The sequence below is a fragment of the Paenibacillus sp. FSL M7-1414 genome (assembly GCF_038003195.1).
In the GTDB taxonomy this organism is placed as follows: domain Bacteria; phylum Bacillota; class Bacilli; order Paenibacillales; family Paenibacillaceae; genus Paenibacillus; species Paenibacillus amylolyticus.
Genome location: NZ_JBBOOS010000001.1, coordinates 2,224,708 through 2,237,182 on the forward strand (window position 1 = coordinate 2,224,708; position 12,475 = coordinate 2,237,182).

Below are 12,475 nucleotides of genomic sequence, written 5' to 3' on the forward strand. Positions count from 1 at the left end.
GTTGGGATAATATGCATAAACACCCGAATTTTTGCTCAGGAATCAATCTACTTGCCATTATACTACATTACACGCTGTAGTGGAATAGATACGATATGATAGGAAAGCAAAGCTTGGATATGATAAAATAAAAGGATATTGCAATCTTACCAAGACAGGATGAGTGGGAATATGGGTGTAAAGTTACCTTTGATATTTGCTGAGCGAATGAAAAGTTTGCTGGGTGATGAGTTTGAACAATTTATGAAATCTTATGAACAGTCTCCTCATGCGGGACTGAGAGTGAATACGCTAAAAATATCGATGGAACAATTCGATGAGATAGCTCCATTTGATCTAAGACCTATTCCGTGGTGTGAGACAGGATTCTATGTACCTCATGGTGTTAAACCGGGGCTGCACCCTTATTATCATGCAGGCCTGTATTATATACAGGAACCAAGTGCAATGGCTCCAGTTGAATTATTGCAGGTGGAGCCTGGAGATCGCGTGCTTGATCTGTGTGCTGCTCCGGGAGGAAAAACAACACAGATTGCTGCAAAGCTGCAAGGCAAGGGTGTACTTGTGACGAACGATATCCATGCTGAACGCACCAAAGCGCTGGCCAAGAACGTGGAACTGTACGGGGTGCGTAACGCGGTTGTTTTGAATGAGTCGCCAGAGCGGATCGCAAATACATTTCCTCATTATTTTGACAAAGTATTAATAGATGCGCCTTGCTCAGGTGAAGGCATGTTCCGCAAGGATGAGGACATGGTGAAATCATGGGAACATCATTCGGTGGAAAAATGTGTGCTCATGCAGCGAGATATCTTGGAGACTGCGGCACGATTGTTAGCCCCGGGCGGAACCATCGTGTACTCGACATGTACCTTTGCGCCGGAGGAAAACGAAGCAATGATTGCGGAGTTTCTGAATGTAAACCATGATTTCGTTGTCAGGGACATTCCTGAAGAAAAAGGATTCGCTCCAGGACGTCCGGAATGGGTACGTCAGATGATGCCGGAGAAGGCAGAAGAGACGGAAGCTGTACTGGATCAAACGCGTGGCACCGCAAGATTGTGGCCTCACCTTTTGGAAGGAGAGGGACATTATGTCGCTGTGTTGCAGCATCGTGTAGGGCAAGAAGTAGAAACAGATCAACCTGGAGTAGTTAAAGAAGGAGCAATGGAGTATGGGCAGGTCGTGGATGTGTCCAGGATTGAAGTAGAGGGGAACAAGGATCACTCTATTGCTGCTTCTTCAATTGCTATAACCAAGGCTGATCGTAAAAAGGAACGTTTATTGCGAATCGAATCCCGAGAGTCCCATGACAGACAGGCTGGCGGCGGCAAGAATTCGGGTAGACAGAGCAAAAAAGGTAAAGATCACGGTGGACGTAAATCGGAACGGGGTCAGGGACGCGGAGCTGATTCGGCAAGTATTGATCCGGTTGCGATCTACTGTCAGTTTATGAAAGAACAATTGGAGATTGAGTTAACTGGAGAGACGGTATGTTATGGAGATCGGGTGTATCAATCATCGGTTGGTGCAGCTCGGTTGGAGGGACTGAAAGTCATTCGTCCAGGCTGGTTTATGGGCACGATCAAGAATGGGCGATTTGTTCCGTCCCACCCGCTTGCATGTGCTCTGAATGCATCTGAAGCACGGCGTAGCGTAAATCTGTCATCCGCTGATGGCGAAGCCGTGAGGTACCTCAAGGGTGAAACGTTAAATATTGAAGAAGAACGAGTGGTGCTCAAGGCGGATACGTTTGCCAAAGGGTACGTTCTTGTATGTGTAGATGGTTATGCCGCTGGCTGGGGGAAATGGCTGGATGGTGTACTGAAGAATGAATATCCGGCAGGCTGGAGGTGGACATCGGTATGAGTGGAAAAGGCAAACAAACGTTGCGATTGGACAAAATATTAAGCCATATGGGTGTGGGAACACGAAGTGAACTCAAAAAAATGGTGAAACAAGGCAGAATCCATGTGGACGGCAAAGCGGTGAAAGACAGTGGTGTACAGGTGAACCCTGAGGTCAACGTCATTGAAGCCGATGGGGAGCGAATTGTGTATCGGGAGATGATCTATCTGATGTTGCATAAACCTCCGGGTGTTGTGTCTGCTACCGAGGATAACAGAGATAAGACGGTACTGGATCTGCTGCGCAAAGAGGATCGGGTGTTCAATCCTTTTCCTGTGGGACGACTGGATAAGGATACGGAGGGACTGCTCATTCTTACGAATGACGGTCCACTTGCCCATGATCTGTTATCTCCACGCAAGCATGTGCCCAAAACCTATGAAGCCCGTGTGCTGGGAAACGTGGATGAAGCGGATGTGCAACGTTTCAAGGCGGGCATTCAATTGGATGACGGATACGAGACGCTGCCGGCCGAACTGACTATACTTGGTCAGGAAGAAACGGAAGAAGGCACGATCTCGTCGATCTCGCTTATTATTCACGAAGGGAAATTTCACCAAGTGAAACGTATGTTTCAGGCGGTAGGCAAGCGAGTGATTTATCTGAAACGCGTTGCGATGGGTGAACTGGAACTAGCTTCCGATCTTGCTATCGGAAGCTATCGTGAACTAACCGCAGATGAGTTGAGCCTTCTGCGGAAGTAAAAGCTCCCGTCCTGCGCGAAGCTGAGCAGGGAGTCGTGGAGGGAAGCGGAGCCCTGCCCGTAATGGTCCCGGTTAAGCTTGGGTGGGACCGCCGCTGACCAGCGGTGTGCCCGGCAACAAGCGTTCCGACGACAACCGTGACATAGCAAGACCCGACCTAACACCGGTGAGCAAGACGGGAGTCCAGAGGGCAGAGCCCTCTTGGGCCCTCCCTCGGAAGGGAGGGTTTGGGTGGGTGCGACTACTAACAGATGAGGATGAAGCCAGAATGACTTATAAATTAATTGCACTTGATGTAGATGGAACATTGCTGAGTGATCATCATGAACTTACCGAATGGACTCAGGAGACCTTGATCCAAGCTTCCCGTCAGGGAGCAGAGATTGTCCTGTGTTCAGGTAGAGGTCCTGCCAACACGATTCCTTTTATGGAGCAGATGGGACTGGATGGATATGTGATTACGCATAACGGCGCCGTTACCGCGCAAGTCGATACCCGTGAGGTAGTTCATCATTTTGCATTAGATGGACAAGGACTGGAGCCGATCATATCCTACTGTCGAACCAATGGAGTACATTTTGACATCAATACGGCATTTGGTCTGTATGTGGATCAACCGGAAGGTTTGGGGTTGCAGGTGCGTGAGATGTATTACAACTTTATGGCCGAGCCACTGAAGTTACCCAAGTGGGTTGACATGACAGAACCGCTGGCGAAGTTCACTGCATTTGGTCCGATTGAACAGATGGATGCAGTACTTCAGGAATGGTCTACTTGGAATCTGCCTTATTATATGACACGGAGTGGTGACTTTTTTATTGATCTGATGCATCCCGAAGCGTCCAAAGGCGCTGCACTGAAAAGGCTTGCTGAATCGAAAGGAATCATGCCTTCGGAGATTATGGCGATTGGCAACTACTTCAATGATATTACGATGCTGACCTTTGCGGGCAAAGGCATTGCCATGGATAACTCACCGGACGAGGTGAAAGCTGCTGCGGACGAGGTTACACTCTCCAATAACGAGCAGGGTGTGGCACACGCAATCCAAAAATATGTGTTATCCGTCTAACCCTACATCTTATACTTAAAATGCACGCTTTCCTCATAATCTACCGTCCTCAGGGGCATCCTAAGAGAATAACGTTAGGAATGGAGGAGGACACGTGATGAATTATGATGTGGAATTGGTTGCAGACCTGCGGACATCAGGTGGAGAAGTACAGGACGTGATGGTCAATGGTCAATATGCAGGCTCACTGTTCCTTGTGTACAGAGAAGGAGATCGTTTATCAGGTAGTCTTCAGATCGAGCAGGAGTCTCTGCCAGATGATACAGAGCAACGTATCGTGGAAAAAGTACATGCCTATGTCCGATCTCTTGCAGATGCGTTGGAAGCTGCGTATTATGAAGTGCTGGTTAGTTGTGGCTCATTACATACGGTTCTGCATACGCCTGAGTCAGAGACAGTGTGGCCGTCTGAAGAGATGAATCATGACGAAGGCAGCTATGACGATATAGGTAGCAGTGGAAGTAAGGTAATCCCTGTTTCACAAGCCGAATCGTTTACATATGAAGATCGGGATCAGGTTCTGGAGATGGAAATGGTAAGCGCAGGACGCAGCATATCGACGTATATTTTCAATGATGTCGAAGGGCAGGAACTAGCAGAAGCTTCCTTAAAACAATATGGCGCTGATGTACAAGGTGAAATACACTGGTATGACGAGCCGGAAGAGAATCAATTGGAAGCTGCAGCAGAGTTACTGGTCAGAGAGCTGGATGAAGATATCATCGATACGATTACAATCCGCATGTGGCATCAGGGCAACGAACTCGAAACGTTAGAGTGGGTACATCGCGATTTCTCCGAGGAATTTGAGGATACCGATGAATCGGATCTGGATGAGCTGGAAGCTGCTGAAGAAACATGTTATGTCATGCTGAAGCGTAAGGATCGGGAGTTCCGGGTATATGAGCTGTTTCTTCAGGAGCGAGGTGGATTGCCTGTGGGAACAGCAACAATAGACACTTCTCATTCCGATCTGACGGGATACATTGATTACGAGGTTCCTGGTACCAGCATTCAGCGAAAGAGCTTGGTCGAAGTGTTGATGCAGGAGTTGGACAAGGAAATGGAGTTTGACACCTTGCACCTGACGATGTTGTATCGAAATCAGATTATTGATGAAGCCAGAATAGATGGGTAAAGGGCAACCGCCTTTTACCTTTTTTTGTTCTCATTTTGACGAAAAATCCATTTCCCGGTATAGTACCATTAGTTTAAAAGAGATCAGGAAGCGGAGGAGAACAATGATGCACTCATTCAGGATCAGTAGCGAATATATTAACGATGGTTTTCAAGCGGTTCAGGCGAAGCCGGAAGATACGGAGGATGTGATGTCGCTGCTGGTGGAGACAGCCGAATGGTTACAGAGCCAAGGTTCTTCCCAATGGAACGCTTTGCTTAAAGGTGAAGATTCACATGATACGGCAGGGGCGATTCGCCGTGGGGATGTGTTTGTATTTAAAAAAGGGGCGGACGTAGCGGGGATGGTCATCCTTTTGGTTCAGCCAAGTCCTTGGGATATTCATCTTTGGGGTTCAAAAGCTCATGCCGAGGATGGCGCAATTTATCTGCATCGGCTAGCGATTCGAAGAAAATATGCTCAGAGCGGTTTAGGACGGTCCATTTTGCAATGGTCCAGCAGCGGGATACATTTTGAAGGTAAACATACTGTTCGGTTAGATTGCGGAGCGAGCAATGCTACGTTGAACGCCTTTTACGCGCGGAACGGGTATACTTTTTTGGGAGAGACCGATGGTTACAGTACATATGAGAAGCCCGTGGAGCTACTGAGCTGAGAATTCTGACTATCCTATGAATATGTTGACGACAACCGTAAGCGATGGGCTGCTGAATTAGAGCTTTTGCTTCTGAGGGGAACGTTTCATGAATATGTTGTATATACGAGTTATCGTAATATAGATGTTCCGGCTTCCCTATGTCATAATGGATAGTAGAGTAGTACGTAAGTTAGAAAGGGGGAAACTAACGGTGAAATTGCTGCAGGCGCTTTTCTTTCCTCCGGAGCAGCCCGGAGGTGTATCCTCTATGATTCCGTATATGCAAGAGAGATTTACAACCCCGAGGTGGGAGATGGATCTGTTCTCGTTGCCAAAGCGAATTCGCAACAAGGGCAGAGAGGAAGTTCAGTTCGAAACGTTTGACTGGACGGAATATCAGGATAGTCCTGTTGTCCAAAAATATATTCAAACTTATCGTGATTATCTTTGGTGGACCAAACTGCGTATTCAGAAGCCCTATGATCTGATTCATGCCCACCACCCAATTGCAGGACTTGCGATGAAAACAGTTTTCCCGGATACACCCCTCATTCAGACGATTCACTCCAGTTATGAACGAGAATTAATCCTTAATGGACGCATTGAAACGGATGGACCGGAGCATCGATTCCTGCTTGCGATATATGGTGAGCTGGAACACCAGGCAGAGCGCCTCTTGACGGTGTCGGATTCGTTCCGTAGTTATCTCGCTCCCTACTTGAAGGAACCTGATGTCATCGGTGTGATTCCCAATGGATTTGATGAGAAGCGCTTTAAGCCGATCCCTCATGATAATGCGATACCACAACTGGTCACGGTATGTCGGCTTGTCCCGGCAAAAGGGTTGGATATTCTTTTCAAAGCTTGTGCGGAACTGAAGGACCGAGGTCATGATTATGTGTTACATATTATTGGAGATGGACCGATTCGTCCTGATCTGGAAGAATTGGCGCAACGATTGGGGATCTATAATGAGACCATTTTCTATGGTTACACACTGCACCCTGAGGAATTCATGCCATTCTTTGATATTTTTGTACTTCCTTCACGGGCAGAAGCATTTGGTTCCGTCTTCGCTGAAGCGGCGCTGAGTTGTCTTGCCCTTGTGGGTACGGATGTAGGTGGTATACCGGAACAGATCGAGAACGGTAGCAATGGGTTGCTTGTACCGGCAGAAGATCCTTCTGCATTGGCTGAAGCGCTTGAAAAGGTGATGCTGGACCCGGCTTATCGTTATGAACTTGCTCGTTCAGCGTGTGAAAAAGCCAAGACACATTACTCGCTCGGCAGATCGGTCAATGAGTTGAAAAAGATGTATCTACAGTTTCCTAGCCAAGCCTAAAATGTAGAGCAAAAAGTGCGAGCCGCTGTGCCAAACAGCGGCTTTTTGTCATGTTTAAGGAAAGAGTACCCGCGGTGACTTGTGGTTTTGAAGTAAACGGATGCTCGTATTCATGAAGTACATAACCGTGAGGTTTATATATTGTTGCGTTTACGAAAGGCGCCCCAGCGGTTCAGTACCAATTTGGCAGCCCAGATTAATGCCATACTTCCAAAGATGGGGTAAAGGATGGACAGCAGGGAACTGAATCCAAACTGGCTGAGTGAGTAACACAACAGCATAATGGTTAATGTAATGAAACGGGGATGGACACGTATATGTTGTCTCAGTTGCAAGGTCATTCCATAGATATCGGCTACAAAGGTACTGAATATTTCCATAAAAATAAGGGATACATATACAGATTGCACTGCCCATCCAAGTTGAAAGGCAATGCTGCCCATCGGGATTTCGAATTGGATGATGCCGGGCATCTGAGCTGACATGGCAAAATGAGCTGCCATCAGCATGAAACCAACGCCAATTCCACCCAATACTCCACCCCACTTCAGCACATTCCGACTACGAATCTGATTACCTACAGGCACAAGAACAGCTTGAGCCAACACCAGATTGAATGAAGTATACAATAGTGGAGACAGCCACACTTGAATAGGGTTTGAGTCTGTCGTCAGTGTGATGAATCGGGAAGCACCTGGATGATGGATCGTACTGGTGATCATGAGCAGAGATAACAGGAGCATCATGGGCACGACGATGCTATTCATTTGCAGGATGGCTTGAATGCCCCGACCGAGAAGCAAATATGTCCCTACAAGTGTGACGATCAGACCTGTCTGATAATGCAAACCCAGATGCTCGACAAAAACGGAGCCTGCTCCGGCAAGCATGACACTGTTCACGCCAATGAGAATGAGAAGGGTCACCCAGGTGATCCATTTGCCCGCCTTATGGCCGAATAAATGTTTGTTCAGATCCTCATAAGAGCGGGACCCGGTATCGTGAGCGATCAGCATCATTTTGGTGCCTAACCAGACAAAGAGCATGGTGGATAAGCCTATGGTGATGGTGGCCCATTTGCCATACTGGGTAAAAAACTGCAAAATTTCCTGCCCTGTAGCGAAGCCGGCTCCGACAACCGTTCCGATGTATGTAAATGCGATCTGCAGCACCCGAAATGCCTGTTTCATGTGTTTCCCCTCTCAGGCCCCTGTATAGTTTGGACATGCGGGTACCATGGTACAAGGTATGCTTGACCCACGAAAGTCATGACAATCGATAATGAGCTTTGGCTTGAAATGCGTCTCAAGGACAGCGCCCAGGCAATTTCGCTTGAACTTATAGATAGATATATGATACTTTTACCTCATAGGATAGGCTTGGGAGGTCAAATCATGGAATTATTGAAACAACGAATTTTACAAGAAGGTGTGGTTATCTCGGATCAAGTATTAAAGCTGGATGGTCTGTTGAACCACCAGATTGATCCTGCATTAACGATGGAGATGGGACGTGAGTTCGCTGCCCGTTTTCGTGAAAGTGGAGTAACTCGGGTAATCACGGTAGAATCCTCAGGGATTCCGGTTGCGTTTGCCGCAGCCTATGAACTGGGGGTGCCACTTGTATTCGCCCGTCGCAAAAAAACACTTCTGGCTGATCCTGATGCATACTGTGAACGTGTACCGTCCTTTACCAAAGGAATTGTAACTGATATTATGGTATCCCGCGAGTTCATTCATGAGAATGACCGCATTTTGTTCATTGATGATATCATTGCCAATGGAGATGCCGCTCGTGGCGTCATCAAAATTATCGAGCGTTCCGGTGCGGAACTCGTCGGATTCGGCGTTGTGGTCGAGAAAAGTTTTCAGGCGGGGGCACGCACGATTCGTGAACAGGGTATTCCGGTGGAAGCCTTGGTACGCATTCGTTCCCTGAATGATGGTACGGTACAATTTGACGATAACGAAATGTGACATTTTAAAGGAATAGGGCCTATTTTTTGAACTATGCCTTTGCATGACCGCCGATTTCATTTATAATGGGGTTATGTTAGGGAGAGGAGGCAACACCATGGGGAACCAACCGGCAACAGAACAATTTTTTAATGATAAGCTGGCGGAATCGAAAGTTCATTTTGAACGTGCCCTGGATTGTAAACATACGGAATTCGATGACCTTTATCCCTATATGATTGAACATCCTCAATTTTTCTGGTACAAACGCTATGTTGCCTGGTCAGAATTACTGACGATTGTAGGCTTGTGCGAAGAGTTGTCCTTCTCTTGGAAAGAACAATTTACACCGCATCAAGTGGAGTACCTTGAAGAACGTGTGATGTCCGCCAAAGTGCTTGATTTTTGGTTCGAGAAGAACGACAGCAAAGAGCACGCGCAGCGGTAACTTTCAGTCGGGACATAATTTCGAATGACATGACAGTCCAATACAGTCACGTGAGACCTAAATGACTTTTCATTTAGGTCTCTTTTTGTAAATAAATTTGAAATATAGGAGCCATGAAGATGATTAGTGATACAGAATTGGACGCCCTGCGTCTGTCAGGTGAGAAAGTTAGAGTAGTACGGGACGAGCTGGAATCGAACGACGTGAAGGGGATTGTGGTTGCCTGGGATGGCGAGCAGGTACTTATCCGTCGTCAGAATCGACGTGTCGTTAAGCTGGACCGAGGTTACAGCTATCAGCTGTTCAGCGAGCCGCGCCAGAGTCCACTTAGTGAGTAACAGCTTATAATTATGGCAGAGCCATGCGCGTTAAATGTTTGGAATTACCATGATTTCTTGGCATAAATGGCTCACTCGGGAGAGAAGATAGGTACAGTGAGGAAGATCTGTAACTATAGCCGAGAGGGTGTGCTACAAGCCATGACATTGATGAATGATAAAGTTCATGCCTACAAGGATCAGATTGGAGCATTAAGCGATGTACTGCCAGGTGTGGTGAAGTCGTATCATGAGTTTACCGGAGAATGTTTCCAACCTGGTGTGATTGATGCGAAGACAAAACAGCTAATTGCGCTTGGCATTGGATTATTCGCCAACAATGAGGTATGTACCTTCTACCATGTAGAAGAAGCCCGTGCTAAGGGCGCAACAGATCAGGAGATTATGGAGACCGTAGCCGTGGCTGGAGCTGTTGGTGGAGGACATGCCCTGTCTCAGGGTGCGATGCGAGTGCAGAAGGCGCTGCATTAGTAAGCAATGCAACATACATTTTTAAGTGCAAAAAAGGCATCCGGTTAATAACCGATGCCTTTTTGTATGTGAATCACATTTTACCTAACATTTTATCATACATAAACTGTCCAGTTACCCGACGTGCTGTTACATAACGATCATTGAAGTATGGATTCGATAACTTCGTGATGCTTACACCTTTACTGCTGGAGGCATGAGCGAATTGTCCGCCGCCGATATATACACCTGTATGTGAAATGCCTTTGCCTGTTGTATTAAAGAACACCAGATCACCTGTCCGAACATTGCTCTTGGATACGGGAGTACCTGCTTTGGCTTGCTGCTGCGAAGTACGTGGTAATTCAATGCTGTATTTGTTGAAAAGATATCTCATAAAACCAGAACAGTCGAAGCCGGCTACAGTTGTGCCACCCCATTTGTAAGGAATACCTGTCATGTTGTTCACTACGGAGTTGATACTGCTTGCCTCTGTGCTTGTTGCCCCGGATGTAAATAATACAGCTGCTCCAAAAATGGAGATAATCAGTTTTTTCAAAATCAATGTTCTCCCTTCGATGCCTACGGAGTTAGCTAAGGGTTCGGTAGAAGGTTCCCTATATTTCCTATGTATAAGAATAATTCACCCAAATTGGTTCCCCCGTTCTCAAACATGAAACTCGGCAATGAATAATTAAGTTTTTGTAACTATTTGAAACTATATTGCATAAATGCGTAATTGTCAAACCCATTTAAAACCCTTCGTAATACCTCAATGTTAGCGGAATTAAGGTTTTTATATGAAAGAAGGGATCAAGTTTGGGTATCATTCATGACAAAAACGTCATTATTGATTCGTTTAAGACGAATTTGGATAAATAGATAGGTTTGTCATGAGTTAAAAGAACTATTCCGTTATGTAGAATTAGAGAGATTATATTCATTAAGTTGCATATATTGACAAAAATCGATTTTTTGCATATTATCTGATTATCCAATCCACATATTGGATTTAAATTGATTTTATTGTGCGATAAATACAAATAAAGGAGGTTTAGAGACGCGTATCATAGGTAAAGTAGAAGTGGAAGATTTATAAAAACGAACATAGGAGAGTGTTACATTTGAAAGCGAAGAAAATAATTACTTTTGTCCTGGCATGTACGATGGTGTTCTCAGCAGTTGGAATGGCAGTTCTCCCTGTAGGGACGGTATCTGCTGCAGATGCGTCGGGTACTACAGCGAGTATTTCTGATATTTTGAAGAACCAGCTGCCAGATGGAGGTTGGAGAAAAGATTATAAACAGACAAGTGGAGAGTGGGCAAAGTCCACGATAGACAACAAGGCTACATACTCAGAAATTAGAAGATTGGCGAAGGAATTTAAAAAGACGAATGATCCGCGTTACTCCACAGCTGCAATCAAAGGAATTAACTTTTTGATCAACATGCAGTATTCAAACGGCGGGTGGCCACAAGTTTACCAAAGCTCCGGATACCACAAGCACATCACTTACAATGATGATGCCATGATTAATGTAATGATCATGCTGGATGAAGTAGCAGCACGCAAAGGTGATTTCTCATTTATCGACAGCACGCTTGCTAACCGCAGTAAAAATTCAGTTGCCAAAGGTGTGGAGGCGATTCTGAATACACAGGTCATTTCAGGTGGTAAGCTTACAGCATGGGGACAACAACATGATTCCAGCTCTCTTAAACCAGCGAGCGCAAGAATCTACGAAGTGCCATCGTTGACAGCTGGAGAGAGTGTAACGATTGTTAAATTTCTGAAAACCAGACCTGCTAACGCTAAAATTACCGCATCCATTAAAGGAGCGGAGGCTTGGTTTAACAAAGTGAAAATTACGGGTTACAAGTATGAAAGAGCTAATGGAGATAGTAAAATTATCGCTGATTCCAAAGCTGCACCAATTTGGGCACGCTTCTATGAGATCGGAACAGATAAACCAATCTTTATTGGTCGTGACGGGGTAGTTAAATACAAATTAAGTGATATTGATAAAGAAAGAAGAGGCGGTTATGCATGGTATGGCAACTGGCCTTCCAAGCTGTAATTTGTAGTATGCTTCCGTTTTAATGAACCAAACTATTTGCAGCAGTTAAAGGTAAAGCCCGAATCGACATGGACGTCTGATTCGGGCTTTATTGTTATTATTTTCAGTGTTGACATGATAGATTACGCATGATATATTATTTCTTGTCGCCGATATGGATGACGGAGATACAATATGCGGTCGTGGCGGAATTGGCAGACGCGCACGGTTCAGGTCCGTGTGGGCTAACCCCCGTGGAGGTTCGAGTCCTCTCGACCGCATCTAAAAAAAAAGACTCCTTAAGCTAACGCTTAAGGAGTCTTTTTTTGCATTTTTTGATATAACACTAACTTTAGTGATGAGTATTCAAGAGGTTAGTGCTTAGCTGCACGTACAGCAAATGTCTTCCATCAGCCATACGGAACG

General features: G+C 45.8%; 13 protein-coding genes, 1 tRNA gene and 1 riboswitch. Of the genes, 12 read left to right on the forward strand and 2 right to left on the reverse strand.

Translation table 11 applies throughout. The features are described 5' to 3' along the window. The first annotated feature begins 171 nt into the window (after nt 1-171). The 6 genes from MHH92_RS10155 (at nt 172) to MHH92_RS10180 (ending at nt 6,801) form a co-directional block, all read left to right on the forward strand. Entirely contained in the window at nt 172-1,869 is a 1,698-nt protein-coding gene (locus MHH92_RS10155; RefSeq protein WP_340903534.1) for an RsmB/NOP family class I SAM-dependent RNA methyltransferase, read from the forward strand. After that, nucleotides 1,866-2,612: a pseudouridine synthase gene (locus tag MHH92_RS10160; RefSeq protein ID WP_076209012.1), complete on the forward strand. Its 747-nt coding sequence runs from the start codon at nt 1,866-1,868 to the stop codon at nt 2,610-2,612. Before MHH92_RS10155 ends, MHH92_RS10160 begins: the two co-directional genes overlap by 4 nt. A gap of 268 nt (nt 2,613-2,880) precedes the next feature. Continuing rightward, nucleotides 2,881-3,684: a Cof-type HAD-IIB family hydrolase gene (locus MHH92_RS10165; protein ID WP_101313407.1), complete on the forward strand. Its 804-nt coding sequence runs from the start codon at nt 2,881-2,883 to the stop codon at nt 3,682-3,684. Between the two features lie 97 nt (nt 3,685-3,781). Continuing rightward, complete coding sequence (locus MHH92_RS10170) at nt 3,782-4,822, forward strand: hypothetical protein (protein ID WP_340903536.1); 1,041 nt, start codon at nt 3,782-3,784, stop codon at nt 4,820-4,822. Between the two features lie 106 nt (nt 4,823-4,928). Beyond that, nucleotides 4,929-5,477: a GNAT family N-acetyltransferase gene (locus tag MHH92_RS10175; protein ID WP_036609623.1), complete on the forward strand. Its 549-nt coding sequence runs from the start codon at nt 4,929-4,931 to the stop codon at nt 5,475-5,477. 193 nt (nt 5,478-5,670) lie between these two features. Continuing rightward, nucleotides 5,671-6,801, forward strand: coding sequence for a glycosyltransferase family 4 protein (locus tag MHH92_RS10180; protein ID WP_047842393.1), 1,131 nt, complete (start codon nt 5,671-5,673; stop codon nt 6,799-6,801). A gap of 134 nt (nt 6,802-6,935) precedes the next feature. On the opposite strand, the gene MHH92_RS10185 is transcribed toward MHH92_RS10180, so the two are convergent. After that, nucleotides 6,936-7,991 (reverse strand): YkvI family membrane protein, encoded by a 1,056-nt coding sequence (locus tag MHH92_RS10185; RefSeq protein WP_253507299.1) that lies wholly within the window; start codon nt 7,989-7,991, stop codon nt 6,936-6,938. A gap of 204 nt (nt 7,992-8,195) precedes the next feature. On the opposite strand from MHH92_RS10185, the gene MHH92_RS10190 reads away from it, so the two are divergent. From MHH92_RS10190 to MHH92_RS10205, 4 genes are all read left to right on the forward strand, one after another. Further along, nucleotides 8,196-8,777, forward strand: a complete 582-nt coding sequence (locus MHH92_RS10190; protein ID WP_036609617.1) for a xanthine phosphoribosyltransferase — start codon at nt 8,196-8,198, stop codon at nt 8,775-8,777. A 97-nt stretch (nt 8,778-8,874) separates the two neighbouring features. After that, nucleotides 8,875-9,204, forward strand: coding sequence for a hypothetical protein (locus tag MHH92_RS10195; RefSeq protein WP_036609615.1), 330 nt, complete (start codon nt 8,875-8,877; stop codon nt 9,202-9,204). Nucleotides 9,205-9,323: 119 nt separating this feature from the next. Further along, the gene (locus MHH92_RS10200; protein WP_036609613.1) at nt 9,324-9,542 is read left to right on the forward strand and encodes a hypothetical protein; all 219 of its coding nucleotides are present in this window, start codon (nt 9,324-9,326) and stop codon (nt 9,540-9,542) included. Nucleotides 9,543-9,683: 141 nt separating this feature from the next. After that, nucleotides 9,684-10,013 carry a carboxymuconolactone decarboxylase family protein gene (locus tag MHH92_RS10205; protein ID WP_017689352.1) on the forward strand — a complete coding sequence of 110 codons (330 nt, stop codon included), beginning with the start codon at nt 9,684-9,686 and terminating at the stop codon, nt 10,011-10,013. Nucleotides 10,014-10,086: 73 nt separating this feature from the next. Here MHH92_RS10205 and MHH92_RS10210 read toward each other — a convergent pair whose 3' ends face one another. Continuing rightward, on the reverse strand, nt 10,087-10,551 hold the full coding sequence (locus MHH92_RS10210; RefSeq protein WP_036609611.1) for a C40 family peptidase: 465 nt from the start codon (nt 10,549-10,551) through the stop codon (nt 10,087-10,089). A gap of 5 nt (nt 10,552-10,556) precedes the next feature. Then, nucleotides 10,557-10,688: riboswitch (cyclic di-AMP (ydaO/yuaA leader) on the reverse strand. Nucleotides 10,689-11,107: 419 nt separating this feature from the next. Between MHH92_RS10210 and pelA the strand changes: the two genes are divergently transcribed. Continuing rightward, nucleotides 11,108-12,070, forward strand: coding sequence for a pectate lyase (gene pelA / locus MHH92_RS10215; RefSeq protein WP_340903542.1), 963 nt, complete (start codon nt 11,108-11,110; stop codon nt 12,068-12,070). 176 nt (nt 12,071-12,246) lie between these two features. Continuing rightward, nucleotides 12,247-12,330, forward strand: a tRNA-Leu gene (locus MHH92_RS10220). Nucleotides 12,331-12,475 lie beyond the last annotated feature (145 nt).

What these genes read in the sequence shown, in the direction of transcription:
- MHH92_RS10155 (WP_340903534.1), top strand. Translation starts at nt 172, where the DNA reads ATGGGTGTAAAGTTACCTTTGATATTTGCTGAGCGAATGAAAAGTTTG.
- MHH92_RS10160 (WP_076209012.1), top strand. Translation starts at nt 1,866, where the DNA reads ATGAGTGGAAAAGGCAAACAAACGTTGCGATTGGACAAAATATTAAGC.
- MHH92_RS10165 (WP_101313407.1), top strand. Translation starts at nt 2,881, where the DNA reads ATGACTTATAAATTAATTGCACTTGATGTAGATGGAACATTGCTGAGT.
- MHH92_RS10170 (WP_340903536.1), top strand. Translation starts at nt 3,782, where the DNA reads ATGAATTATGATGTGGAATTGGTTGCAGACCTGCGGACATCAGGTGGA.
- MHH92_RS10175 (WP_036609623.1), top strand. Translation starts at nt 4,929, where the DNA reads ATGCACTCATTCAGGATCAGTAGCGAATATATTAACGATGGTTTTCAA.
- MHH92_RS10185 (WP_253507299.1), bottom strand. Translation starts at nt 7,991, where the DNA reads ATGAAACAGGCATTTCGGGTGCTGCAGATCGCATTTACATACATCGGA.
- MHH92_RS10190 (WP_036609617.1), top strand. Translation starts at nt 8,196, where the DNA reads ATGGAATTATTGAAACAACGAATTTTACAAGAAGGTGTGGTTATCTCG.
- MHH92_RS10195 (WP_036609615.1), top strand. Translation starts at nt 8,875, where the DNA reads ATGGGGAACCAACCGGCAACAGAACAATTTTTTAATGATAAGCTGGCG.
- MHH92_RS10200 (WP_036609613.1), top strand. Translation starts at nt 9,324, where the DNA reads ATGATTAGTGATACAGAATTGGACGCCCTGCGTCTGTCAGGTGAGAAA.
- MHH92_RS10205 (WP_017689352.1), top strand. Translation starts at nt 9,684, where the DNA reads ATGACATTGATGAATGATAAAGTTCATGCCTACAAGGATCAGATTGGA.